The organism is Brevibacterium sp. BDJS002, assembly GCF_028201555.1.
GTDB lineage: Bacteria > Actinomycetota > Actinomycetes > Actinomycetales > Brevibacteriaceae > Brevibacterium > Brevibacterium aurantiacum.
In genome coordinates, this window is record NZ_CP116392.1 from 11,999 (window position 1) to 36,247 (window position 24,249).

26 protein-coding genes and 1 tRNA gene are annotated in these 24,249 nt (G+C 63.0%); 11 read left to right on the plus strand and 16 right to left on the minus strand.

What is annotated here, in order from left to right; translation table 11 throughout:
- Positions 1 to 201: 201 nt before the first annotated feature.
- Positions 202 to 1,716 carry an MDR family MFS transporter gene (locus PGC08_RS00055; protein ID WP_069599107.1) on the plus strand — a complete coding sequence of 505 codons (1,515 nt, stop codon included), beginning with the start codon at positions 202 to 204 and terminating at the stop codon, positions 1,714 to 1,716.
- A gap of 162 nt (positions 1,717 to 1,878) precedes the next feature.
- On the opposite strand, the gene PGC08_RS00060 is transcribed toward PGC08_RS00055, so the two are convergent.
- Positions 1,879 to 3,120 (minus strand): MFS transporter, encoded by a 1,242-nt coding sequence (locus PGC08_RS00060; protein WP_096157837.1) that lies wholly within the window; start codon positions 3,118 to 3,120, stop codon positions 1,879 to 1,881.
- A 163-nt stretch (positions 3,121 to 3,283) separates the two neighbouring features.
- Between PGC08_RS00060 and PGC08_RS00065 the strand changes: the two genes are divergently transcribed.
- The 3 genes from PGC08_RS00065 (at position 3,284) to PGC08_RS00075 (ending at position 4,560) form a co-directional block, all read left to right on the plus strand.
- Positions 3,284 to 3,733, plus strand: a complete 450-nt coding sequence (locus tag PGC08_RS00065) for a MarR family winged helix-turn-helix transcriptional regulator (protein WP_069599109.1) — start codon at positions 3,284 to 3,286, stop codon at positions 3,731 to 3,733.
- A gap of 101 nt (positions 3,734 to 3,834) precedes the next feature.
- Positions 3,835 to 4,416 carry a GNAT family N-acetyltransferase gene (locus tag PGC08_RS00070; RefSeq protein WP_271709203.1) on the plus strand — a complete coding sequence of 194 codons (582 nt, stop codon included), beginning with the start codon at positions 3,835 to 3,837 and terminating at the stop codon, positions 4,414 to 4,416.
- A 71-nt stretch (positions 4,417 to 4,487) separates the two neighbouring features.
- A tRNA-Ala gene (locus tag PGC08_RS00075) sits at positions 4,488 to 4,560 on the plus strand.
- Between the two features lie 102 nt (positions 4,561 to 4,662).
- Here PGC08_RS00075 and PGC08_RS00080 read toward each other — a convergent pair.
- Together PGC08_RS00080 and PGC08_RS00085 are read right to left on the minus strand one after the other, a co-directional pair.
- The gene (locus tag PGC08_RS00080) at positions 4,663 to 6,036 is read right to left on the minus strand and encodes an aldehyde dehydrogenase family protein (protein ID WP_069599111.1); all 1,374 of its coding nucleotides are present in this window, start codon (positions 6,034 to 6,036) and stop codon (positions 4,663 to 4,665) included.
- Positions 6,037 to 6,154: 118 nt separating this feature from the next.
- A complete protein-coding gene (locus PGC08_RS00085) occupies positions 6,155 to 7,501 on the minus strand; it encodes an MFS transporter (RefSeq protein WP_101598038.1) in 1,347 nt (448 codons plus the stop codon).
- A 77-nt stretch (positions 7,502 to 7,578) separates the two neighbouring features.
- Between PGC08_RS00085 and PGC08_RS00090 the strand changes: the two genes are divergently transcribed.
- On the plus strand, positions 7,579 to 8,073 hold the full coding sequence (locus PGC08_RS00090; RefSeq protein WP_101598037.1) for a winged helix-turn-helix transcriptional regulator: 495 nt from the start codon (positions 7,579 to 7,581) through the stop codon (positions 8,071 to 8,073).
- Positions 8,074 to 8,082: 9 nt separating this feature from the next.
- The gene (locus PGC08_RS00095) at positions 8,083 to 8,682 is read left to right on the plus strand and encodes a dihydrofolate reductase family protein (RefSeq protein WP_101598036.1); all 600 of its coding nucleotides are present in this window, start codon (positions 8,083 to 8,085) and stop codon (positions 8,680 to 8,682) included.
- A gap of 16 nt (positions 8,683 to 8,698) precedes the next feature.
- On the opposite strand, the gene PGC08_RS00100 is transcribed toward PGC08_RS00095, so the two are convergent.
- Together PGC08_RS00100 and PGC08_RS00105 are read right to left on the minus strand one after the other, a co-directional pair.
- A complete protein-coding gene (locus tag PGC08_RS00100) occupies positions 8,699 to 10,120 on the minus strand; it encodes an aldehyde dehydrogenase family protein (protein ID WP_271709204.1) in 1,422 nt (473 codons plus the stop codon).
- Between the two features lie 67 nt (positions 10,121 to 10,187).
- Complete coding sequence (locus tag PGC08_RS00105) at positions 10,188 to 11,765, minus strand: GMC family oxidoreductase (RefSeq protein ID WP_096160133.1); 1,578 nt, start codon at positions 11,763 to 11,765, stop codon at positions 10,188 to 10,190.
- Between the two features lie 123 nt (positions 11,766 to 11,888).
- On the opposite strand from PGC08_RS00105, the gene PGC08_RS00110 reads away from it, so the two are divergent.
- Positions 11,889 to 12,398, plus strand: a complete 510-nt coding sequence (locus PGC08_RS00110; RefSeq protein ID WP_096160132.1) for a GbsR/MarR family transcriptional regulator — start codon at positions 11,889 to 11,891, stop codon at positions 12,396 to 12,398.
- Here the strand turns inward: PGC08_RS00110 and PGC08_RS00115 are convergent.
- The 4 genes from PGC08_RS00115 to PGC08_RS00130 form a co-directional block, all read right to left on the minus strand.
- Entirely contained in the window at positions 12,381 to 13,628 is a 1,248-nt protein-coding gene (locus tag PGC08_RS00115) for a Cmx/CmrA family chloramphenicol efflux MFS transporter (protein WP_271709205.1), read from the minus strand. The genes PGC08_RS00110 and PGC08_RS00115 overlap by 18 nt on opposite strands.
- On the minus strand, positions 13,625 to 14,047 hold the full coding sequence (locus PGC08_RS00120; protein WP_271709206.1) for a TetR family transcriptional regulator C-terminal domain-containing protein: 423 nt from the start codon (positions 14,045 to 14,047) through the stop codon (positions 13,625 to 13,627). Before PGC08_RS00120 ends, PGC08_RS00115 begins: the two co-directional genes overlap by 4 nt.
- Positions 14,048 to 14,079: 32 nt before the next feature.
- Positions 14,080 to 14,298: a hypothetical protein gene (locus PGC08_RS00125; RefSeq protein ID WP_271709207.1), complete on the minus strand. Its 219-nt coding sequence runs from the start codon at positions 14,296 to 14,298 to the stop codon at positions 14,080 to 14,082.
- A 76-nt stretch (positions 14,299 to 14,374) separates the two neighbouring features.
- The gene (locus tag PGC08_RS00130; protein WP_009884815.1) at positions 14,375 to 14,731 is read right to left on the minus strand and encodes a VOC family protein; all 357 of its coding nucleotides are present in this window, start codon (positions 14,729 to 14,731) and stop codon (positions 14,375 to 14,377) included.
- A 125-nt stretch (positions 14,732 to 14,856) separates the two neighbouring features.
- Here PGC08_RS00130 and PGC08_RS00135 point away from each other — a divergent pair, with 125 nt between their 5' ends.
- Positions 14,857 to 15,066 (plus strand): DUF5808 domain-containing protein, encoded by a 210-nt coding sequence (locus tag PGC08_RS00135; RefSeq protein WP_009884816.1) that lies wholly within the window; start codon positions 14,857 to 14,859, stop codon positions 15,064 to 15,066.
- Between the two features lie 21 nt (positions 15,067 to 15,087).
- Here the strand turns inward: PGC08_RS00135 and PGC08_RS00140 are convergent, their stop codons facing one another.
- Both PGC08_RS00140 and PGC08_RS00145 read right to left on the minus strand, forming a co-directional pair.
- The gene (locus PGC08_RS00140) at positions 15,088 to 15,606 is read right to left on the minus strand and encodes a DinB family protein (protein WP_271709208.1); all 519 of its coding nucleotides are present in this window, start codon (positions 15,604 to 15,606) and stop codon (positions 15,088 to 15,090) included.
- A 17-nt stretch (positions 15,607 to 15,623) separates the two neighbouring features.
- Positions 15,624 to 15,998 (minus strand): DUF488 domain-containing protein, encoded by a 375-nt coding sequence (locus PGC08_RS00145; protein ID WP_009884818.1) that lies wholly within the window; start codon positions 15,996 to 15,998, stop codon positions 15,624 to 15,626.
- Between the two features lie 209 nt (positions 15,999 to 16,207).
- Here PGC08_RS00145 and PGC08_RS00150 point away from each other — a divergent pair, with 209 nt between their 5' ends.
- Genes PGC08_RS00150 through PGC08_RS00160 form a run of 3 tightly spaced genes read left to right on the plus strand, consistent with a single transcriptional unit; the run spans position 16,208 to position 18,915 of the window.
- On the plus strand, positions 16,208 to 17,311 hold the full coding sequence (locus PGC08_RS00150) for a Dyp-type peroxidase (RefSeq protein WP_069601202.1): 1,104 nt from the start codon (positions 16,208 to 16,210) through the stop codon (positions 17,309 to 17,311).
- A complete protein-coding gene (locus PGC08_RS00155) occupies positions 17,308 to 18,108 on the plus strand; it encodes a family 1 encapsulin nanocompartment shell protein (RefSeq protein ID WP_009884820.1) in 801 nt (266 codons plus the stop codon). The genes PGC08_RS00150 and PGC08_RS00155 overlap by 4 nt, the downstream gene beginning before the upstream one ends.
- 30 nt (positions 18,109 to 18,138) lie before the next feature.
- On the plus strand, positions 18,139 to 18,915 hold the full coding sequence (locus PGC08_RS00160; protein ID WP_271709209.1) for a pyrimidine reductase family protein: 777 nt from the start codon (positions 18,139 to 18,141) through the stop codon (positions 18,913 to 18,915).
- An 84-nt stretch (positions 18,916 to 18,999) separates the two neighbouring features.
- Here the strand turns inward: PGC08_RS00160 and PGC08_RS00165 are convergent, their stop codons facing one another.
- The 5 genes from PGC08_RS00165 to PGC08_RS00185 all read right to left on the minus strand — a co-directional run bounded on the left by PGC08_RS00165 (position 19,000) and on the right by PGC08_RS00185 (position 24,208).
- Positions 19,000 to 19,659, minus strand: a complete 660-nt coding sequence (locus PGC08_RS00165) for a TetR/AcrR family transcriptional regulator (RefSeq protein ID WP_271709210.1) — start codon at positions 19,657 to 19,659, stop codon at positions 19,000 to 19,002.
- Positions 19,649 to 21,310: an AMP-binding protein gene (locus PGC08_RS00170; protein WP_096160124.1), complete on the minus strand. Its 1,662-nt coding sequence runs from the start codon at positions 21,308 to 21,310 to the stop codon at positions 19,649 to 19,651. Before PGC08_RS00170 ends, PGC08_RS00165 begins: the two co-directional genes overlap by 11 nt.
- Before the next feature lie 97 nt (positions 21,311 to 21,407).
- Positions 21,408 to 22,154, minus strand: coding sequence for an SDR family NAD(P)-dependent oxidoreductase (locus PGC08_RS00175; RefSeq protein WP_096160123.1), 747 nt, complete (start codon positions 22,152 to 22,154; stop codon positions 21,408 to 21,410).
- A gap of 53 nt (positions 22,155 to 22,207) precedes the next feature.
- A complete protein-coding gene (locus tag PGC08_RS00180; RefSeq protein ID WP_096160122.1) occupies positions 22,208 to 23,353 on the minus strand; it encodes an acyl-CoA dehydrogenase family protein in 1,146 nt (381 codons plus the stop codon).
- Positions 23,354 to 23,380: 27 nt separating this feature from the next.
- The gene (locus PGC08_RS00185) at positions 23,381 to 24,208 is read right to left on the minus strand and encodes an enoyl-CoA hydratase-related protein (protein ID WP_271709211.1); all 828 of its coding nucleotides are present in this window, start codon (positions 24,206 to 24,208) and stop codon (positions 23,381 to 23,383) included.
- Positions 24,209 to 24,249: the final 41 nt, after the last annotated feature.

Sequence of the window (24,249 nt, forward strand, 5' to 3'; positions counted from 1 at the left end):
TTCATCGATCCGTTGTCGACCAGGAGAAGTGACGGATGCAACCAGGTGTGCAGGTAAGATTTTCCCGATATTCCCAAGTTGACGGAATAAGCTGAGACAGATTGCCGTTGATCTCTTTGCCCACACGCAGATTCGGCCTCTGCCTGTGGTATTCCGCCCAGTCCGGGCGATGACAGAAAATTTTTCGATCGGAGCACCTCTTTGTCCAGCGACACCTCACCGTCCCGTCCCAACGATCCGCGGGCTGACTCCATCGATCCTGCCGGAATGAGGGTGATCTGGCTGCTGCTGGTCGCCGCCTTCGTCGCGATCCTCAACGAAACGACGATGGCCATTGCGATCCCAGAGCTCAACGCTTCGCTGGGGATTCCGCCAGAGCTCGGCCAGTGGCTGACCAGTGCATTCATGCTCACCATGGCCGTTGTCATTCCGACGACCGGATTCCTCCTGCAGCGTTTCAGTACCCGCCAGATCTTCCTGGCGGCGATGATCTTGTTCTCCTCGGGCACCCTGATCTGCCTCGTGGCTCCCGGATTCACCGTCCTGCTCGTCGGACGCGTCGTCCAAGCTGCGGGCACCGGCATCATGATGCCTCTGCTGATGACGACGATGATGAATGTCGTCCCAGCGCACTCCCGTGGCCGCATGATGGGTCGGGTCGGCCTCGTCATCTCACTCGCCCCTGCAATCGGTCCGACGATGTCGGGCATCGTCCTCGACTCCCTCGGGTGGCGCTGGCTCTTCGCCATCGTCCTCCCGATCGCGCTCATCGCCCTCGGCCTCGGCGCCAAGTGGATGACCAACCTCGGCGAGAGCACCCACGCTCCGATCGACTACGTCTCCGTCGTGCTCTCGGTCTTTGCTTTCGGTGGCATCGTCTTCGGCCTCAGCCAGTTCGGCGGAGGACATGGCGGCGACGCAGGTGGAAGCTCCTCAACCGGCTTCGCGTGGACTGCGATCGCCGCCGGGCTTGTCTTCCTTGCCCTCTTCGCCTGGCGACAGCTGGTGCTGCAGAAGGAGGATCGGGCCCTGCTCGACCTGCGCGTCTTCTCCGCGAAGAACTATGTCATTGCTGTCATCATCATGGCCGTCGTCTCACTGGCCATGTTCGGCACCTTCTCCCTGCTTCCGCTGTACCTGCAGAACGTCGCCGGGCTCAACGCCACCCAGTCGGGTCTCGTCCTGCTGCCGGGATCGATCCTCATGGGCGTCCTTGCACCTGTCATGGGCCGCATCTACGACGCACGAGGACCCAAGACTCTCCTGGTCCCAGGATCGATCATGATCGCCGCATCGATGTTCTCCTACTCCATGGTCGGCATCGGCACGCCCACGTGGGTGCTCGTTGTCATCCAGACCGTCATGTCGCTGGGACTGGCCGCGTCGTTCACACCTCTGTTCTCCGCCTCGCTGGGTTCGCTGGAGCGCAAGCTGTACTCGCATGGTTCTGCGGCGCTCAACACCATGCAGCAGGTGGCCGGAGCGGCTGGAACCGCGCTGCTCATCTCCATCTACTCCTCTGCCCTGCATTCGGGTGAGGCGGCAGGCCGTTCCGTGGCGGAGTCCGGTCAGCCGGGAGCGCACAGCGCGTTCCTGCTGGCAGCGATCATCGCTCTCGTGCCCGTGGTGCTCTCGTTCTTCATCAAGAAGCCCGAAGACCAGGAAGATGCCCCCGCCGAGGTGGTCGACCTGGCCCCGAAGTCACCCGCCGAGTGATCTGAGGGACAGTGGGCCCCGGGTGTGCACCGTGAACTGGTGCACACCCGGGGCCTTCTGCAACTCTGGACCTTGAGCACATCGGGTCGTGGGATGACTCAGGGTCTTGATGACTTCGGGTCTTGATGACTCAGCCCTTGACCGTGCTGTGGCGAACCGGTTTCAGACCGACTGTCCGGTCGGTGCAGTCAGCGTCCCCGAGACGCCGTCTCCTGCGTCTTCGGAGTTCGCCAGCGTCTGCGAAGCGCGACGCAGTTCTCCGCCGCGAGACAGGGCTCCGATGAGGAAGACGATGAGGCCGGCGACGGTGACCAGAGAACCGGCCCACAGCGGAGATGAGTAGCCGAGGCCAGCGGCGATGGTGAGTCCGCCGATCCAGGCACCGAAGGCATTGCCCACGTTGAAGGCTGCGATGTTCGCTCCTGAGCCCAGTGTCGGTGCGGCCTGAGAATGGCGCATGATGCGCATCTGCATCGCGGGCACCGTGGCGAACCCGAACCCGCCCATGAAGATCAGGGCGATGATCGTGGCGACCTTGCTGTCGGCAAGCTGCGAGAACACCGCGAGGATGATCACGAGCCCGATGAGCAGAACGAGCAGTGTCCGCCCGAGGTTCCTATCGGCAGCCTTGCCGCCGAGGATGTTGCCGATGAAGAGTCCGACTCCGAACAGGACGAGCAGCCATGGCACGGTGGAACTGGCGAACCCGGTCACCCCGGTGAGTGTGAATGCCATGTAGCTGAAGGCACCGAACATACCGCCATAGCCGAGGATCGTGATGAGGATCGAAGCCCACACCTGTCCGGATGCGAAGATACGGAACTCGCTGAGGATGTTTCCGGTCGACTTCGCCTGTGCAACTGCGGCAGGGATGAGGGCAATGATCCCGGCAAGGGCGATGACGCCGATGATGCTGATGGCCCAGAAGGTTGAGCGCCATCCGGCGGCTTGGCCGAGGAACGTTCCCAGGGGAACGCCGAGGACGTTGGCCGTGGTGAGGCCCGCGAACATCATCGAGATGGCTGCCGCCTGACGGTTTGGTGCGACAAGTCCGGCCGCGACGACCGAGCCGATGCCGAAGAAGGCACCGTGACAGAGCGCGGCGACGATCCGCCCGAGCATCATGAGCTCGTAGCTGGGTGCGAGGGCGGAGAGCGCATTGCCGATGATGAAGAGGACCATGAGCCCGATGAGCGCCGTCTTGCGGTTGACTCGGGTCAGCGCCACTGTGATGAGGATGGCGCCGACGGCGACAGCGAGAGCATATCCCGAGATCAGATAGCCGGCGACGGTTTCGGTGACGCCGAAGTCGGCTGACACCTCGGGCAGCAGGCCCATGATGACGAACTCCGTGAGTCCGATTCCGAACCCGCCGATGGCGAGAGCGAAAAGTGCGAGTGGCATGGTGTGTATCTCCTTTTGCGTCAGGACGGCGGACCACCTCGGCGCGTGTGCAATAGAAGGCGTATGCAGTAGTTGCATGCGCAACGATATAAATACTTGCACACGCGTTCTATCGGCGCAAGTGGTGTATTCTGTGGGGAAGACGATTGTGAGGGAGAGACACATGGGCATCAGGGATGACGCAGTCGAGATCCGGTCTCGAGGCTGGCGCACTCTTGCCGCTCTGCACGCATTGATCGAGACTGAGTTGGAGCGTTCACTCCAGCGTGAGCATCAGCTTTCGGTCGTTGAATTCACTGTTCTGGATGCGCTCAGCCGGCAGGACGGCTGGCACATGCGCATGCGGCAGCTGGCTCGTGCGGCAGCATTGTCGAGCAGTGCTACGACGCGTCTCGTCACCCGTCTGGAGGACCGTGGACTGCTGACGAGGATCCTCTGCAATGACGACCGTCGGGGCATCTACACCGAACTCACCGATGCTGGTTGGAAGCTGTTCGAAGCTGCCCGACCAACACATGATCAAGTCCTTGAGGCGGCGCTGACCGAAGCAGGCGAAGTCCCGGAACTCGGGCCTCTGGTCACCGCTCTGCATTCCGAGGTTGTCCAGGCTTAGATTTCGTGCGCGGTTCCCTGGGCCGAGGCGGCTAGGCACTGTAGTCAGGTTGGGTGTGTGGGAGTAGTGTGTCTGCCACAGTTCGGACTGAGGAAGGACTCATGGACACTCAGATCCTCCCCGCTACAGCAGAGCGTTTCGATGACGTGGAGACGATGCTCGGGCCCAAGCGCGGCCCCGATGCCATCGCCTGCTGGTGCCTGACCTATCGGCTCGGCAGCAGAGCATCAGGCAAGCTCGATGCCGCCGCGAGGAAGGCCGCCGTTCACGATCTGTGCTCCCATTCGCCGTCACCTGGGATTCTCGCCTATCTCGAGGATGAGGTCGTCGGCTGGGCATCGGTGGCTCCTCGCTCTCAGGTCGCGGAACTGGCCGATCCGACGACGTATCCGAGAGTCGATGATGTCGAACCGTGGTCGATCTTCTGTCTGCGCACCCGCGGAGGGAAGCGACGGCAGGGAATCGGTCAGCAGGTGCTGCGCGGAGTCATCGACTTCGCCTGGTCCAACGGCGCCGAGGTGATCGAGGCATATCCCTTGGACACGACGGAGAAGACGGCACCTGTCTTCACCTACCCCGGGCTGCGCTCGATGTTCGAGAAGGAGGGTTTCACGAAGGTCGCGGACACCGAGTCCGTGATCGGCGGAGCCAGGCGTGTGGTGATGCGCTTGGAGTCCTCGTGAGCAGCGGATCCCTCACTCACCCCTGCGATTGCGCAGTCAGTGTATGAGCGGGTAATATCGGCCTGTACTCCGGGGGTATGGCGCAATTGGTAGCGCACCTGCTTTGCAAGCAGGGGGTTAGGGGTTCGAGTCCCCTTACCTCCACTCGAGAAGCTATTGAGACAGCACTCGTAAAAGAAGATCCCGCCGACAGCGATATGGACGCTGTCGGCGGGATCTTTGTCTGTGCTCTGTGCCCGACTAGATTCAGGCGTGGACGCGGATGAGGTGTTCGTTGGTGAACGCCTGGAAAGCCCACTGGGCGTTCTCGCGGCCGTAGCCCGAGCGGTTGATGCCGCCGAACGGGTACTCCGGTCCCGATTCCATGTGTCCGTTGATGAGAGTCATTCCGGCGTTGATCTTGGCACCGAATTCCTCTCCCTTTTCGAGGTCATCGGTCCACACCGAGCTCATGAGACCGTATTCGGTGTCATTGGCCAGACGCAGTGCATCCTCTTCGTCCTTGGCTCGGTAGATCATGACTGCGGGTCCGAAGAGCTCATTGCAGCCGAGGTCCGACTTCGGGTCGATGTCGGAGATCACTGCAGGCGACATGAACCAACCTGGACGGTCGAGCTTCTTGCCGCCGGTGTGCAAAGTGGCACCATCGGATACTGCCTTGTCGATCATGGCGACAACCTCATCGAGGGCGCCCTCGGAGGAGACCGGTCCCATGCCGACATCCGGGTCATCGAAGGTCGAGACCTTCGTCGCCTCGGCGGCCTTGACGGCCTCGGCGAGGAACTCGTCGTAGAGATCATCGACGACGATCATGCGCTTCGGTGAGGTGCAGACCTGACCGGCGTTCGCCAGGCGCAGTCCGACGAGCTTCTGGGCCAGTGCCGGCACGTCCTTCGAGTCGAGGACGACGGCGGGGTCATTGCCGCCGAGTTCGAGGACGGCACGCTTGTAGTACTTGGCGGCGATGGCGGCCACTGAGGCACCGGCACCCTCGGACCCGGTGAGCGAGAAGCCCTTGACGCGGAAGTCCTTGAGGACCTCCTCGGCGTGGGAGCTGTCGAGGTAGATGTTCTGGTACACACCCTTGGGCAGCCCCGCCTCGGTGAGGAGATCTTCGAAGTACTGTGAGGACTTCGGGCAGATGGAGGCCTGCTTCATGATGATCGAGTTGCCGACCATGAGGTTGGGCAGCACGAAGCGAGCGATCTGGTTGTAGGGGAAGTTCCACGGCATGATTCCCAGCAGCACGCCAAGCGGCTGGTGGCGCACGTAGCTGCTGGCCGCACCTGCGGCAGCCAGATGTGTGGGTGCCAGGTGGGTGGCGGCGTTGTCGGCCATCCAGCGGGCTGTGCGGGCGACCTTGTCGACCTCGCCGAGTCCCTGCTTCTTGATCTTGCCCATCTCACGGCCGATGATGTCGGTCATCTCGTCGGCATTGGCATCGACGAGGTCAGCGAACTTCCGCAGGATCGTCGCGCGCTCATGCAGCGGAGTCTCTTTCCACGACAGGTGGGCTTCGTGGGCGCGATCGATGTAACCGGGAATCTCTTCCTTGGGAACGGAGGCGAACTCCTCCTCGATCTCACCGGTATTGGCATTTGTCACTGCGAACTTGCTCATGAACGTCCTCTCGAGCATAGGAAACGGCGATACAGGGTCAACAAGAAGAATGACGTGCGCATTCCGCTGGGGCAAGTCGGTCTCACACCTTGCCCACCTCTGACCCGAATCTCGGGCCTCAGTTCTCAGCGCGAGAAGCGGAACTGGGGGCCGCCTCGGCGATGATGGTGGTCCGGGAAGAGCACTGCCTGCTGCGTTTCACGGCAAACGACAGCGCGGCAGCGACCGCGCACATCGCGGCACCGCCCCACCAGGCGTAGGTGTACTCGCCGAAGACGTCGCGGATGACGCCCGCACCGAAGGCCGCAGCCGCAGCACCGAGCTGGTGGGCCGCGAAGACCCAGCCGAAGACGATCGTCCCCTGCTCGCCGAATACCTCACGACACAGCGCCGAGGTGGGCGGAACGGTGGCGACCCAGTCGAGGCCGTAGATGACGATGAAGAGCACCATGGACGGGTGCACGATGTCCGAGAGCAGCCAGGGCAGAAGCAGAAGCCCGACGCCGCGGAACGTGTAGTACGTGAGGAGAAGGATGCGCGGGTCGAACTTGTCGGTAAGCCAGCCCGAGAATACGGTGCCGACGATGTCGAAGACACCGACGACGGCGAGCAGGCCCGCCGCTGTTGTCGACGGCATTCCGTGGTCATGGGCGGACGGGATGAAGTGGATGCCGATGAGCCCGTTGGTCGTTGCCCCGCAGATGGCGAACGCGATCGCCAGAGCCCAGAAGGAACGGTGTCGCACCGCGAAAGCCAGCCCCGCAAACGCGCGCTTGGCGGCTCCGCCGGTCGGCTTCTCCTCGGGAACATAGGTCTCGGGATCGGCACCGTAGGGCAGGACTCCGCGGTCCTCAGGGTGATCGCGCAGGACGAACCATACGATCGGCACGGCCACGAGAGCCGCGGCGGCGATGAGCAGCGAAGCGGGTCGCCACCCGGTGGACTCGGCGATTGCGGCGACCGGGGGCAGGAAGATGAGCTGACCGGTGGCCGACCCGGCCGTGAGCATCCCCATCACCAATCCGCGGCGGCGGATGAACCAGCGATTGGCAATAGTTGCGGCGAAGACCATGGCCATCGACCCCGTGCCCAGCCCGATGAGCACGCCCCAGAAGACGAGCAACTGCCAGGACGCGGTCATGATGACACTGCCACCGGCGCCGGCTGCGACGAGGAAGAGCGCGAGGGCGACGATCTGGCGAACTCCGAAGCGATCCATAAGCGCAGCGGCGAACGGGGCCGTGAGTCCGTAGAGGATGAGGTTGACGCTGACCGCCAAGGACATGACACTCATCGACCAGCCGAAGTCATTGTGGAGCGGGATCATGAGCGCACCAGGTGCTGCCCGGAAGCCTGCTGCGGCGAGCAGGGCAAGGAAGGCGACGGCCGCCACCCACCAGGCAGGGTGAATGCGGCGGCGCTTCGACCCCTGCGGTCCGGCGGTGCCTCGAGGAGTGGTCGACATCGATCCCTCACACTTTCTTGAAAGAAGTTATGCTGGATGAAGTATAGACAGACTTCGCTGAAGAAAGGAAAGGGCTCATGCCGTTGAGATCAGACTGGTCCGAGGCGCTGTGCCCCATCGGGAGATCGCTCGATGTGCTCGGTGACCCCTGGGTGCTGCTCATCGTCCGTGACGTCCTCCATGGACGCGGTCGCTTTGAGGCGTTGCGTGAGGGACTGCAGATCTCCGAAGCGGTGCTCAGCCGGCGTCTGCATGCGATGGTCGAGGCTGGTCTGCTCGAGCGGGTCGACTATCAGGACGGTGCACGCACCCGCCAGAAATACGCTGGCACCGAGGCCGCGGCCGATCTTCTGCCGATCCTCCAGCAGCTTGCGCTCTGGGGAGAGAAGCACACGGAGATGCCCGCTGCAGGCGGACATATGGCGATGATCCACGAAGACTGCGGCGAGGAGACCACACACGGTGAAGTGTGCAGCTCGTGTGGTCAGACGCTCGTTGCTGAGGCGATGACCTGGGTGAAGCCGTGGAAGAACGTTCGCGTCACCCTCGGACCGGTGGGGTCGCTGGTTTAGACTGCGAAGATGCCCGATCAACGAAGACTGAGCTATTTCGTGGCCTCCTCCCTCGACGGCTTCATCGCAGGACCCGATGGGAGCGATCCGAGTTCCTGGTGGCCCATGACCGATGACTACCTCGACTTCATCCGCACCGAGTACCCCGAGACTCTGCCCGGCCCCGCCCGGCAGGCGCTGGGCGTCACCGACCCTGGGCATCACTTCGATACCGTGGTCGAGGGACGTCGTTCCTTCGAAATCGGCCTGGCCGCTGGATTGCCGGACGCCTACCCTCATCTGCGCCACCTCGTGTTCTCAACGACCTTGGAGTCTCCATCCGATTCGGACGTCGAAATCGTCAGCGGCGATCCGATCGAGCGGATCAGGCAGCTCAAGGACGAACAGGGAAAGGGCATCTGGCTTGTCGGTGGAGGCACACTCGCAGCGAGCCTGCGACCGGAGATCGACGAACTGATCATCAAACTCGGGCCCGTGACCCTGGGCTCGGGAATTCCGCTCTGGGGTCATGATGCGGGATTCGACAGGGAGATCTGGTCTCGGACCGAGGCCACAAGCTACCCCGGTGGAATGACCCTGCTGCGCTTCGAACGGGCCGGGGACGGCTGAGAGCGGCTGAGCTGACTTAAGATCCGTCCGGGGCGATGTGCACCGTGAATGGTCGCGTAGCTGAGTCATAGGCAGCCGTCGTTCCGGTGGCTCCCATGCCGCTGGCTCGGGCCGGCTCATAGGTCCGCACGCCGCTGCCGCCCTGCCACTGATTGACCCAAACGACACCGGCGGGGATGCTGGCAGCCAGATCGATGTGATCGGCATTGCGCGAGTACACCGTGGCAGCCAGTCCGAATGATGACTCTGACGCCCGTTCGAGCCCCTGAACGAATGACGACACGACCGAGACCGGAGCGATAGGACCAAAGGTCTCCTCAGTCATGACCGACATCGAAGAGTCGACATCGGTGATGACAGTTGCTGGATAGAAGAACCCGTGACCATCGGGGACTTCACCTCCTGTTTGCACCGTGGCACCTTTCGCTACGGCATCGCTGACCTGGTCACCGACGATGTGCCGCTGCCTCTCGTCGACCAGGGGTCCCATCATCACATCCGGCTGCAGGCCATCGCCGAAGGCGTACGCTTCGGCAGCCTTGACCAGCTCGACGACGAATTCCTCAGAAATGGCCTGATGCACGAAGATGCGTTCCATTGATGTGCAGATCTGCCCCGTATTGACGAACGAGCCGAAGGCCACCGCCTCAGCGGTCGCCCGAACATCGACGTCTTCGTCGACGATGACCGGATCCTTTCCGCCAAGTTCGAGAACTGCACGGTGCAGTGCCTCTCCTGATGCGGCACCGACCTTCCGCCCGGCGGACACGGAACCGGTGAAGTGAACCAGGTCGATGTCTTCGTGACCGACCAAGGGTTCACCGGCGTGGACGTCGCCGAGCACGAGGTTTAGGACGCCGTCGGGGAGGTCGAGCAGCTCGAACAGTCGCACTGTCGACAGCGGTGAGCGTTCGGAGGGCTTGATCACTACGGTGTTTCCGGCCGCAAGCAGGGGGCCGAGAGCACCTAAAACCATCGTGACGGGGAAGTTCCACGGTGTCACGACGGCGGCCACGCCCACCGGCTGGCGGATGATTCGAGTGCGACCTCCGTCGGGATCGTCGGCAGAGGTTTCGAATGCGTATGTCAGCGCTTCCCGTGCGGAGGCCTTCAGCCCTCCAACTCCGGCCGCGATGAAGTTGCGGCCGATGCCCACGGGTTTGCCCATCTCGCGGCATTCGAGTTCGGCCAGTTCGTCGGTGTGTTCCTCGATCCGATCCGCCCAGCGGATGATCCGGGCCACGCGGTCCTCGACCGTCAGTGCCCTCCACGCGGATTGGGCTGTCCGCGCCGAGATGACTGCCAGGTCGACGTCGGCTTCCGCCCCTTGCGGGAACTCGGCGACTGGCTCCTCGGTCGATGGATTTATCACCGTCAATCGGTTCGGGTCCTGGGAGTCGGTCCAGGTGCCGTCGATGTAGTTCTGCAGTGTCTTCACAATTGTCGCGTCTCCTCTGAAGATGGGAAATGGTCGGTGGCTGTGCCGGAGTCGGCCTGTGCCCTGGTCAGTTGATGCGGTCGGCCATCAGCTCGCCGACCATGATCGATGCCAGGTTCGTGTTGGCGCGGGGCACCGATGGGAAGATCGATGCGTCGACGATGTAGAGGTTCTCGGTCCCGTGCACTCGGCAGTCGGAATCGACGACGGTGGTTGGATCATCGGCTCGTCCCATACGGCAGGTGCTTGTTCCGTGCTGAGCATCGGCGACAGTAGCCAAAAGGTGGGCATCCAGGGCGTCATCGTCGTCCAAAACAGCGAAGAGCTCCTGATTGCAGTCCTTCACGGATCCGCCGAGGATGGCCTGCGTCGCGTCCTGGTCGAGCAGTTTCACTGCGGCTCGGATGCCGGCACGCAGCCGGGCACGGTCGCCAATCTCGGAGAGCATCCGTTCTGCGACTGCAGGTTGCGCGTGGGGGTCAGTCGAGGTCAGCGTGACCGTGCCGCGGGAGTCAGCCTGGTTGAGCCAGACCCCGAAGGCGCCGTATTCGGCACCTGTGTTCGCCGTCGCCATGGAGATCACGCTCTGGTTCATCGAGACGAACATCAGATCGTTGTATCTAACTATCTCGGTTCCCTCTTCTGGGCCGCTGGACCAGCGCACGCACACATTCGTGTGGCGATCGTCCGGTGACGAGATGCCCGAGGAGTCATTGAGCGGAAGGGTGATAGACGCCATCGCATGGTCCTGCAGACCCTGTCCCACAGGAAGGTCGGCGAGGACGTCGATGCCCAGAGACTCGAGCTGGTGGTGTGGGCCGATGCCAGATCGTAGGAGGATCGTCGGTGAGTGGATAACCCCGGCGCTGAGGACGACGGTGTCTGCGTACCGGGTTTCGGAGTCCTGCCCGGAGAGCAGGCTGACACCGACCGCACGTGAGTCTTCGAAGAGGACACGGTCGACCGTTGCCTCGCCGAGGATTGTGAGAGTCGGCAGTTCACGCGCGCCTTCGAGGTAGGCATCGTTGACGCTGACTCGGCGCGAATCATGAGAGTTGATGGGGTAGGGAGAGACTCCAGTCGCCTGCGGTGCATTGACATCGGCGGCCCAGGGGTGGCCGGCGGCCAACGCTGAGTCAGCCAATGCCGTGTCCACTGCGCCCCACTTGTTGCGCGGCGCGCGGTAGATGGGAGTGGGCCCGGAATCGCCGTGATATTCGGCGGCGCCGAAGTCTTCGTCGTTCTCGAGCTTGGAGAAGTACGGCAGAACCTCCTCACCCGACCAGCCTTCGCACCCGGATGTCGACCATTCGTCGAAATCCTCAAGCGGCGGTCGGATCGCAATCTGCCCGTTGACCGATGAGCTTCCTCCTACGCCCTTTCCTCTCCAGTAGATTGCTTCGGGCTGAGTATCGGTGCGAGTTGCGTTGAGATCGGTCCACATCATTCCTGCTATGGCGTCGGGCTCCATGATTGCGACTGCAGGGTTCGGTGATCTCCACGCTTCGTGCATCTCTGCCGAACGATAGTTACGCCCGGCTTCGATGAGGAGGACACGCTTGCCCTTCTCCGCCGATCGAACCGCGAATGCCGCCCCGGCGGAGCCGGCACCGATGACGATGATGTCCCAGTTGTCTTCTTTCACGTCACATCTTCCTTGAGAACGGGTAGCTTGGGAGTGGGTGGCGGACTATTCCGCTCTTCCAATACAATGACGTACGTCACAACATTCAGTCAATAGTGAATGTTCATTAGAAAATGAATTGTTATGAAGGAGTTCGACGTGGCGGCGCTCGCAGACACAGATGATCGGGAAGCGAAGGCGTCGCTGATCGAGAGTTTCAGTCGTCGGATCGGCGAGGCCATGAACTGGCCCCCGATGGCAGGTCGTGCGGCGGGAGTTCTCATGCTCAGCGACTCACCGCTGAGTACGGCCCAGCTTCAAGACGCCCTCGATGCGAGCAAAGGCTCTGTCTCAGAGACCACGAGGCTGCTCATCGACAACGGCGTGATCGAACGGTTCAAGGAACCGGGACAGCGGCAATTCGTCTATCGCTGGAGGTCAGACGCGTGGATCGGGTGTCTTGACCATCAGTATCGAGCAACGACTCAACTGCTCGATTTCGCAGAGTCGGTGCAGGATCAAGGTAGAACATTGCCATCTGTCCAGCGTCGGCGAGTCGAACAGATGGAAGAGTACTATCGCTTCATGACCAATCGGCTTCAGGAGCTGCTCAGGGAATACTCCGAATCGGCGACGTCAGGCGACAGCGTCTGAGGCCTCTTCGGGCGTTGCGACGCCGATACGAGTACTCCAGACCCGTTCGACCCGGATCGCAACTGCGACGACGACCAGGGAAGCTAGTGCCAACACGATGGCGACGACGACCGGTGCCGTGAATCCCCACCCGAGTGCGATGACCGCCGCGCCCAACGCCGGTCCGATGGCATTGCCGACGTTGAACGCCGAGGTGTTCACACTGGCTGCCAGGGTCGGTGCCTGGGTGGCGATCTGGAAGACGCGGGCATTGAGCGCCCCGGCGATGGAGAACCCGCTGGCGCCGACGAGGACGATCATCACGATCGCCGCCCAGCCGTTTTCGGCCACGAGCCACAAGGCGAAGAGGCTGATCGCCAGGGCAATGAGGCTGCCGACGATATTGCCGAAGATATTGCGATCGGCGAATCGCCCGCCCACGACGACGCCGATGAATGCGCCGATGCCGAAGGCGGCCAGGACTCCCGGCACAAGGTCGTGGGAGATTCCGGCCACCTGGGTGAGCAGGGGCGAGAAGTAGGAGAAGGCTGCGAAGACCGAAGCCTGGAAGAGTGCAGTCGTGGCCAGAGCCAACCAGATCCGCGGGCCCTTGAACGCTTGGATCTCGGCCTTGAAAAGGGTGGGCAGATGCTGGCTCGACCCGCTGCGCTCCCCGGTCGCGCTGCGAACTGTGAGCGCAATGAGGACGGCGGCGAGAGCGGTGACGATCGCGACGGCCCAGAAGGTCGCCCGCCAACCGAACTGGGTGCCCACCCACGTGCCCACGGGCACACCGATGAGGTTTGCAACGGTCAGACCGCCGACGAGGCTGGCCAGGGCACGACCATGCACCTCGGCGGGGGCGATGCGGGTCGTGTGGACGGCGGCGACGGCCCAGAACCCGCCGCAGGCGATGGCCGCCAGGACACGGGTGACCATGAGGATCGAATAGTTCGGCGACAGAGCGGCCACAATGTGCAGTGCGGAGAAGGCGACGATCGAGATGATCATCGTCGCCTTCCGCGGCAGCTTGAGGGTCAGTAGCGCCATCGCCGGTGCCCCGACGATCATTCCCACGGCGAACCCGGTGATTAGGAGACCAGCCTGGGGGATGCTGACCTGCAGGTCAGCGCTGATGGGTTCGAGGATCCCGGCGATCATGAACTCGCTGGTGCCCAGGCAGAAGATCACCGCTGCCAGAAGGTAGACCTGGGCCGGGACACGGACTCTCGCGTGAGTCGAAGTCGTCACTGGGGGCTGCTTTCGGTTGAGACGGGAAGTCCGGGTGAGCGGAGGTCGGTGCGGGCTGCGGTGTGGTTGTGAAGTGCTGTGAGCCCCGCAGGAGTGCACAGCCCTGCGATGAACGCGGTCGCCTGCGCCTGGACGTTCTCGGCGGGCATGACCCGAGCTGCGACTCTCAATCCGGCGAGCACACTGTGGATGAGTTCCGCATGCACCTCCGCATCGAGCTCGGAGCGAATGTGGCCCTCGACCTGGCCGCGTTCCACGACGATGCGGTACGTCTCCAGCCATGCCTGACGATCGGGATCGAGGATCGTGCACACCGCGTCGACCTCACGTCCGAGTTCGGCAGCGGTGTTGGCAGACAGGCATCCGATGCGCTGATCGTCCTCACACTGTTTGGCCAGTTCCCCGCCGAGGCGGTGCATGATGAGTGCTGGTGCCGGTGCTGTCCCTGTCCTCAGTTCCTCCCGGAGCGGGATTCCAGACGCGGTGTATTCGCGCAGTGCCCGTAGGAACAGGGCATCGAGGCTCTCGAAGGTGTTGTAGAAGCTGGAACGGCCGATGTCAGCGCGTTCGCAGACGAGGCGACGTCGGTGCCGGTATAGCCGTGCTCGCTGAAGACGGCGATCGCGGCGTTGATCACCGCCTGCTCGTCGAAGCTCTTCTTCCTGCCCATGGAACGAGAGTAGGTTATTTTGGACACTGCTGTCCAATATAGGCTGAGGACTGATCAGATCATGGGTGGCGCCAGATCACGGGTCGTGGGGTGAGAGGACGCAGAACTCGTTGCCCTCCGGGTCGGCGAGGACCACCCAGGGCTCCTCACCGGTCTGGCCGACGTCGACGCGGACGGCGCCGAGACGAAGCAGTCGCTCCACCTCGGCGTCGCGATCCTTCGGTCGGAAGTCGAAGTGGAGTCGGTTCTTCACGGACTTCGTCTCATCGTCGCGTCCGAAGAGGATGCCCGGAAGTCTGTCCTTGGTCTCGCGGATCTCGAATTCTTCCGGATCATTGCCCACGACGACCCAATCGAGTGCCTCGGCCCACCAGCGGCCGAGGACCTGCGGGTCGTGGGCATCTACGACGGTCTGCTCCCATTCCAGTGCCATGAGTCAACGATAGTTTTCGCGCGAGCACTTGTGAACCGGGCCCAGGTGCCGAACGGGGTACTGCAGGTGTAGCGTTACGGCAAGGAACCATGCTCACGCACCACACTCGAGGAGGAGAGTCGTCCATGAGCTCGATCAGCCCGGAAGAGAAGCAGAGACTTCGCGATGACGATGCGAACTGGAAGCTCGGAGTCCTCTACTTCTGTCCCAAAGACCCAGCGTTCCTCGTGCCGAAGCGCGTCGGGATCGGCTGGGGATTCAACTACGGCAGCCCCTGGACCCTCGTATTCGTCCTCGCCGTCATCGCGATCATCGTCTGGGGCGTCGTCTTCTGAAGTGCCGAGGTGCTCAGGCGTTCACGCGCTGACGTCGTGGAGATGATGCTTGAGTTCGTGCAGTCCGTATCGGGTCAGTGAAGTGACCGTGAATTCGCGCCCGTCGGCGCGGTAGCCGACCCGATCCCACTGGTCCCCGGAGACCTGCGACAGGCCGGCAGCGTAAGCCAGGGCTGCAGCTCTCAGTTCCACGGCCACCTCGGCGGGGTCCTGGTTCCGGTAGTCGGATTCGATGGCGACAGCATCACCGTCGAAGTTCGGCAGGGTCGGGGACTCCTGCGTGATGATCAGGTGCGTGCGCTCGCGGAAAAGGTCGAGGATGTCACGCACATGAGCGGCGTACTCGACGTCAGACCAACGGTCCGGTTGGGTGCGCTCGCGCGCATTCGGCCTGGTCAACACCTCGTTCCACGTTTCCGCCGAGGCTGTCGCGAAGTCGGGGACGCTCGTGACGTCCTCGTGTCCGGTGAACCCGCATTCGGGGCATCCGGCCTCGAGCACATCCGCCCAATCGCGTGTGTCCGGTTCGATCTCGTTCATGTTCCGCCCTTGTTCCCTCAGTTCGAATTCTTGCCGTCGAGCACGTGTTTGAGCACCGTCGCGTCGCTGATGTCGTCGCGCTTCGAGGCCGTGATGAGGGTCAGTTTGCCCTTCTTCGCGTACTCCTTGAGCTGCTTGAACGCCTCGGCATGGTCATCGTCTTTGAGCTCGTCACGGTAGCGCCGCGAGAACTCCTCGAACTTGTCGGGGTCGTGGGAGTACCACTTGCGCAGGTCGCTGGAGGGAGCGAGCTCTTTGAGCCAGTCGTCGAGCTCGGCCTTGTCCTTGCTCACTCCGCGCGGCCAGATGCGGTCGACGAGGATCCGAGTGCCGTCGTTCTGAGCCGGGTCGTCATAGGCCCGCCGAACCTGAACCTGATGCTTCTGCGTCATGCTCGACCTCCATGCTGTCGTCCTGATCCCAGTGTAGGACAGACGAAGTGAACGGCAAGGACAACTTCCGCGGTTGTCGAAAACGGATATTTCCCGTTGTCAGACGGTTGCCGGCCGTTGTCAGAGGGGGCGTATACTGACCAGCCAAGCACCATTGCGATGATGCAGTGCACCTCGATGATCATTCGTGCGAACGAGGAGATGATGGCGTGACGGTACAGAACGTGGCACTTCCGAACGGGAGGACTCCGCAGCACGTCCTGGGTCCGCCTGCCCCCTCGGCGATCTTCCTCGTCGTCACCGTCCACCCGGGCGCGGAAGCTGAGGTCAAGGACTTCCTCGGCGATGTCAGCGGACTCGTGCGCACCGTCGGATTCCGCTCCCGCGAAGACCACCTGAGCTGTGTCACGGGCATCGGCGCCTTGCTGTGGGACCGCATGTACTCGATACCGCGGCCCGCTCAGCTCCACCCCTTCATCGAACAGCGCGGTGACACCCACACGGCACCTTCGACCCCGGGTGACATCCTCTTCCACATCCGCGCGCGACGCATCGACCTGTGCTTCGAACTCGCGCGGCTCATCATCGGAGAAATCGGCTCGTCTGTCGACGTCGTCGACGAAGTGCACGGATTCCGCTACTTCGACGAACGCGACATCTTGGGATTCGTCGACGGGACCGAGAATCCCGAAGATCAGGAGGCCATCGACTCGGCCTACGTCGGTCCCGAGGACCCCGACTGCGAAGGCGGCAGCTACGTCATCGTGCAGAAGTACACGCACGAGATGAAGGACTGGGAATCGCTGAGCGTCGAGGACCAAGAGGCGGCATTCGGTCGCCACAAGCTCTCCGACATGGAGTTCGACGACGATGACAAGGCCGCGAACTCCCATCTCATCCTCAACACCATCGAGGATGAGGACGGCACCGAACATAAGATCGTCCGCGACAACATGGTCTTCGGTTCCGTCGAGTCCGGCGAATACGGAACGTACTTCATCGGCTACGCCGGCGATCCCTCGGTGACCGAGCAGATGTTGGAGAACATGTTCATCGGAGATCCTCCCGGGACCTATGACCGCATCCTCGACTTCTCGACCGCGGAGACCGGCAATCTGTTCTACGTCCCAACCCAGGACTTCCTCGAGGATCCGGGCGAGGACGAGGATGCAGCCACGGACGACGACACTGGTCGCGCCGAGGTCCTCGCCGAGGATTCCACCGAACCCGCAGATCAGACAGCCGAAGAAGCCGCTCGGGATACATCCGACGGCAGCCTCGGAATAGGCAGTCTCAAAAGGAGTAGACAGTGAATAATCTCTATCGCGATCTCGCCCCAGTCACGGACTCCGCCTGGGCCGAGATCGAAGAGGAAGCCCGCCGCACCTTCAAACGCAACATCGCCGGCCGCCGCATCGTCGACGTCGAAGGCCCCACGGGCTTCGAGACCTCATCCGTGGGCACTGGTCACATCCGCACGCTCGGAAGCACGGGCGGCGACATCTCGATCAAGCAGCGCATCTCGCAGGAATTCATCGAGCTGCGAGTGCCGTTCACGGTCACCCGGCAGGCCATCGACGATGTCGAACGCGGGTCCGGCGATTCGGACTGGCAGCCGGTCAAGGATGCCGCCACCACGATCGCGATGGCCGAGGACAGCGCGATCCTCCACGGCCTCGACTCGGCCGGCATCGGCGGAATCGTGCCCGGCAGCTCGAATACCCCAGTGGCGATCCCTGATGCCGTCGAGGACTTCGCCGACTCCGTGGCCCAAGCGCTCAGCGGTCTGCGCAAGGCCGGCGTCGACGGTCCCTACAGCCTGTTGCTGTCCTCGGAGGAGTACACGAAGGTCTCCGAATCGACCGACCACGGCTACCCGGTCCGCGATCATCTGTCCCGCCTGCTCGGCGACGGAGAGATCATCTGGGCCCCGGCTCTCGAGGGCGCGCTTCTCGTCTCAGTGCGCGGCGGAGACTACGAACTGCACCTCGGCCAGGACCTCTCGATCGGCTATCACAGCCATAACGGCGACAGCGTCGAGCTCTACCTGCAGGAGACCTTCGGATTCCTCGCCCTGACGGACGAATCCAGTGTTCCCCTGCACCGCTGACCTCATCCTCAGCGGCAACAAGGACGGTCGATGAGCGGCGATCCGAGTGACGTCTCGACCGGCGCTCCGAGTGTGAACAGGCTCGTGCCCGCGCCGCTGGAGACGGTCACGCTGCCTGAGGCCTTCGCCTTCCCGGAGGGTGTCGAACACTGGGTGCGCGCCGTGTTCGTGGCTTCGGTCGATGGCGCTGCCACCATCGCCGGTCACGCTGGTGGACTGGGCAATGACACGGACAAGTCGCTCTTCGCGCTCAATCGCGCGCTGGCCGACGTCATCCTCGTGGGCGCGGGCACGGCTCGGATCGAGGACTACGGCCCGGCCGAAGACGATCGGCAGTGGCGTCACCTGCGTCAGGGGCGAACCCCGACTGCGCCCATGGCTGTGGTCTCACACAGCCTGGACTTCGACTTCTCGTCCCCGCTGTTCACCGAGGCTCCCGACGATGCACGAACAATCGTCATCACGTGTGCCGATGCTCCCGCGCAAGCCCGTGCGCAGGCAGCTGAGGTCGCCGAGGTGGTCGTGGCCGGGCGCTCGACCGTGAACCTGAGCGCGGCGATCGCTGAGCTCGTCTCTCGCGGGCTGACGCGCATCGTCTGCGAAGGCGGACCCCGCCTGTTCACCGATCTGCTGAGAACCGGGGACGTCGACGAACTCAGCCTGACGAGGAGCCCCATGCTGGTGGCAGGGGATGGAACCAGCATTCTCCACGGTGCGCGGTTCGACCCGCCAGCCGACCTTTCCCTGGCGTCCCTTTACGGCACCGACGACGGCTATCTTTACCTGCTCTATCGCTGCGAAGGCTGATTCGCCGCGCTCACTGAGTCCCCGCGCAAGCTGATTCGGGCGTCTGTTGAGCGGGGCCTCAGCTCACCCGAAGCCGATTCCTGCTCACCCGACTGCCGACGTATCCACTCGCTTCCGCGCGCTCTCGCTGAGGTTGTTCATGACAACCGTACGCACCTGCTGGGCGATGTACTCCTCGAGACTGACCTCCCGCTGCTGGAAGTACCAGTGCTTGAGTGCCCACATGTGCGCCATCGTCATGAGGTCGTGGCCGAGGGTATGCGCATCGACGTTATGGAGATCGTCTTGTGCCGCTGCCTCGGAGACGACATCGATGAGTGGCTGCAGGGTTGCGAGTTCCTGAGTCTGGATGGACTCGAGGCCGTCACGCGAGAGTGACCGTGAGACCTGGTAGGTCAGCACAACCGCCTGCCGATGCTCGTCGACGACCTGGCAGAACTCCGTGAAGGCCGCGATGATGCGGTCGACGGGGTCGTCGGCCTTCTCAATGGCCGCCGGCACGCGGATGCGGAAGTCCTCGAGCACCCGCGTGATTGCGGCGAGGACGATCTGCTCCTTGTCCGAAAAGTACTTGTAGAGCAGACCGACGCTGACCCCGGTCGACTTCGCGATCGCCTGCATGGACACGGAATGCGCGCCCTTCTTCTGCATCAGGCCGATAGCGGCGTCGACGATCTGCCGTTCACGGAACTCGGCTCGAGCACCGCGAACGATGGCATTGAGATCTTCGGTCTCACTTGTCATGCTTCACGACCACTTCCTCGCGCAGTTTGAACTTCTGAATCTTACCGCTCGGAGTGCGCGGGAACTCGTCGAGGATCTGAAGAACCTCGGGCCAGTAGTGCTTCGTGACCCCCTTCGAGGCGAAGAATTCACGCAGATCGTCCATTGTGAAGGACTCTCCTTCGCGCAGGGAGACCACGGCACAGGCGATCTCCTGCAGGCGCGGATGAGGCACGGCGACGAGAGCGACCTGGGTGATCGCCGGGTGCTCGTAGAGGATGTTCTCGACGTAGGCGACGGGAATATTCTCCCCACCACGAATGATGATGTCCTTGGAGCGTCCGCCGATCTTGATGAAGCCCTCGGCGTCCATCTCGGCGATATCGCCGGTGTCCAGCCAGTCCCCGTCGAAGGCGCCTTCGGTGAGCTTCGGCTCCAACAGGTAACCGACGAACAGGAATGGGCCTTTGACCTGGACCTTTCCCTCACTTCCTGCAGGTACCGGCTCGCCGAGAGGATCGACGACCCGCAGCTGCATGTCGCCGAGGGCACGTCCGTCCGTGCTGGCGACCTTCTCCTCTGAGTCACCGGGAGCGGTCATGGTGACGAGGCCGCACTCGGTCTGACCCCAGCCGCCGAAGACGTTGAGCTCGGGCAGCAGTTCCTTCGACTCGCGGATCATGACACGAGGGATCGGTGCACCCATGCAGCAGAAGTGCCGGAGGCTGGACAGGTCATGGCTCGTCGTCTTCGCCACCTCGATGAGGTCGTGGAGGAACGGTGTGGCTCCCGAGGTGTGTTCGACCTTGAATTCGTCGATGAGACGGGCAAACTCCTCACCGTTCCAGACATCCTGGAAGACCCCGGTTCCGCCGATGAGCAGGGGCAGGCACACTCCGTACATGAACCCGGTGAGATGGCCGAACGTCGAGGCCATGTGAATGACCGAGCCGGCTCCAAGCCCTAGGTGGTCCGGCCAGGGCAGGGCAGCCGCCAGCACGGAGTTGTGGGTGTGCATGACGCCCTTCGGGTCGCCGGTGGTTCCCGATGTGAAGAGGATGAGACCGACGTCGTTGGGGTCGGGTCGACGCGCTTCCCAATCGACGCCGGCAGCGGAAGCGCTGTTGCCGCGGCCGAGGAAGTCCGACCACCGTTCGAATCCCTCACGTGGGGCGAAGTCGGTTTCCCCAGGCGTGCTGAGCACGACCGTGTGGCGCAGATCTGGGAGCTGGGCCCGCAGCCGGTCGACCATCTCCGTGTAGTCGAACTTCCGAAACGTGTGCGGGACGAAGAGCACGGACACTCCCGATTTCTTCGCCATGTAGCCGATTTCGCGGTCGCGGTAGATCGGGATGAGGCCGTTGCTCACAGCCCCTGCCCGGATCGCGCCGAGGTGGATGACCAGCCACTCGTACCAATTGGGCAGTTGGATGCCGACAACGTCGCCGGGCTCCACACCGAGGTCGACCAGGGCGCGGGCGCACCGCTGAGAGTCCTCGGCCAGCTGCCGATAGGTGTGGGACCCGTAGGGGTCACGTGAGGCTATCGCATTCGGAGTCTCCGCCGTCCAATGATCGAGGTGGTCGAGCAGTGTTCTGTTCTTCCATGCACCGGTCGAGGTGTGGTCCGCGATGAGGGATTCGGTGAGGATCGTGTCGAATCGAGTGGGCATGTCAGGGCTCCTTTGCGCTGTGTGCGTGCCGTTGATTGCTGATCGTGCGGGTGGACTGTTCGGTTGATCGGGGTGGGGACTGAACGGGGTGGGTGGGTCAGGCCATGGTGAGTCCGCCGGAGACGGACAGGGTCTGACCGGTGACGTAGGCCGATTCGGGCTGGGCGAAGAAGGAGACCGCGTTGGCCAGATCGTCGGGGTGGGCGAGGCGACGCATCGGAATCGCCTTCTCCAGCGCGGTGCGCAGCTTCGGGTTGTCAGCCGAGATCTCCGCGAACAGCGGGGTGTCGGCAGGGCCGGGGCAAACGCAGTTTGCGGTGATGTTGTGTCGGGCAACCTCGCGGGCGAAGGTCTTCGTGAACGAGATGATGCCGCCCTTGGCCGCGGAGTACACGGCTTCACCGCTGGAACCGACGCGACCGGCGTCGGAGCCGATGCTGATGATTGCACCGGATTCAGCGGCGATCATGTGACTGGCGACCGACTGGGTGCAGTTGAGGGTCCCGATTAAGTTGATCGCGATGACGCGGTCCCAGGTGTCGGCAGTCGATTCCATGAAGGGTTCGACCTTGTCCCAGCCGGCGTTGTTGACGAGGACGTCGATGCGTCCGAATTCTTCGATCGTTCGCGCGGTCATGGCATCGACCTTGGCCCGGTCGGTGACATCGACGGCGATGCCGATCGATCCGTTGCCCAGCGCCGAGGCGGTCTCCTGGGACTTCTTCTCGTCGAGGTCGGCGACGACGACGGTGGCTCCGTCTGCGGCCAGGCGGGTCGCGATGCCCTTGCCGATTCCGGAGGCGGCGCCGGTGACGATGATGATGCGGTTGTCGAGTGCAGACATGATGTGGTCCTTTCGGAAGGTGTCTTGGTCGGATGAGTGGCTGTGATGGTGTTTCAGGGGGCGTAGGCGCGTCCGGCTGATTCTCTGGCGATGACGAGCTTCATGATCTGCGCGGTTCCGTCCCCGATCTGCATGCCCAGGACGTCGCGGAGGCGTTTCTCCACGTCACGGTCCTGTTTGTAGCCGTTCTGACCGTGGAGCAGAAGACACTGGTGGATGGCGTGATAGGACTCGAGTGGAGCCCACCATTTGCACATTGCCGCCTGCGAAGTGTGAGGTAGACCCTCGTCGCCGAGCCACAGCGTATTCAGACACAGCAGCCTTGCGGCGGCCATCTTCGTCTCCGCCTCCGCGAGGGGGAATGAGACGCCTTGGAACTTCGACAGCGGCTGGTCGAAAGCCTCGCGTTCCCGCACGTACCCCCACGTGTCTTCGATCGCTCGGGTGGCGCTGCCTGTGCACTGGAGTCCGATGAGGGCACGGGAGAAGTCGAATCCCTGCATGACCTGGGAGAATGCTGTTCCTTCGGCGCCGAGGAGGTGATTGCCCGGGACCCTGACATCGGTGAAGTCGACGGAACCGCGAGCCACCGCGGCCTGCCCCATATCGGCGATCGCAGTGCGGGTCACTCCGGGGGCATCGAGGTCGACGAGGAAGGCGGAGATGCCCTTGCCTCGCTTCGCATCAGGATCGGTGCGGGCGAAGATGACCGTGGCCGTCGAGGTCATGGCCAGTGACATGGACTTTGTGCCGTTGATGATCCAATCGTCGCCATCGCGCGTGGCGGTGGTCTGGGGATTGCCTGCATCGGAGCCGGCGTCGGGTTCCGAGAGCCCGATTGCCACTGTCTCGGCACCCGAGGTGATGAGTCGGCAATAGTGCTCGGCAACTTCAGCGCTGGCATTGCGGGCGATGACTTGACCCATCAGCGAGCCCACCACCTGCAGATATGCCACGTTGAGATCGCCCCGAGCGATCGCCTCGGTGACCAGTCCTGCGCTCACCTTCGTTTGGCCCTGCCCGCCGAGGTGGGTCGAGAGTTCGGGTGCGATGAGTCCGGCGCGACCCATCTCCTGGGTCAGCTCGGCTCCGATCGACCCAGCGGCCTCCCGGTCACGCGCCTCGGATATGAGGCGGTCCTCGAACGTCGCTGCTGTGTCGAGCAGTCCCTGTGTCTCTGGGGTGATTGCGAAGTCCACTGTGATCCTCTGTTCTGGTGGGCTGGTTCAGTACGCATTGTCGAAGCTGCTGAAGTCCGGGTCGCGCTTCTCGGCGAAGGCGGCCGCGCCCTCATGCGATTCCGGTGAGTGCGCGTAGAGGTCGAGTGCGCTCATAGCCAGGTTGGTGAACCCGGTCTGCATCTCGCTGTCGGCATTGAACGACTGCTTGAGGAAGCGCAGCGCTGTGGGTGCCTTGAGTCCCAGTGCTCGGGCCCGTTCCTTGGCCCGTGGCATGAGTTCCTCGGCCTCGACGACTTCATTGGTCAGTCCCCAGTTCTCGGCCTTCTGGGCGTCGATGAGCTCGCAGAAATACCACATCTCGCGAGCCCGCTTCTCGCCGACGACCCGTGCAAGGAAGGCCGTCCCATATCCGGCGTCGAAGGATCCGACCTTCGGCCCGGCCTGTCCGAAGCGAGCATGCGTGGCCGCGATCGTGATGTCGCAGAGGGTGTTGAGGACGTTGCCTCCGCCGATGGCTACACCGTTGACTGCGGCGATGATGGGCTTCGGCACCGATCGCATGGTCTTGTGCAGCTCCGAGATGCGGAACATGCCGTACCGGCTGGGACCGTAGTCTCCGGTCTTCGCCTTCTGTTTGACGTCGCCGCCGGCGCAGAACGCCTTCTGCCCCGAACCGGTGAGGATGATCGAGCGGACGCGATTGTCACCCCAGGCCAGTGTCAGCGCCTCGATGAGTTCGTCGACGGTCTGTGAGCGGAAGGAGTTGAACGAGTCGGGACGGTTGATGGTGATGACCGCGAAGGAGTCTTCGACCTCGTAGAGGATGTCGTCGAACTCCGGTGTGGTGGCCGCGGATTCGTGTGTACCTTGCATCTTTGCCTCCTCGATCGGCTTCTCTCTACGGGCGAAGGGTC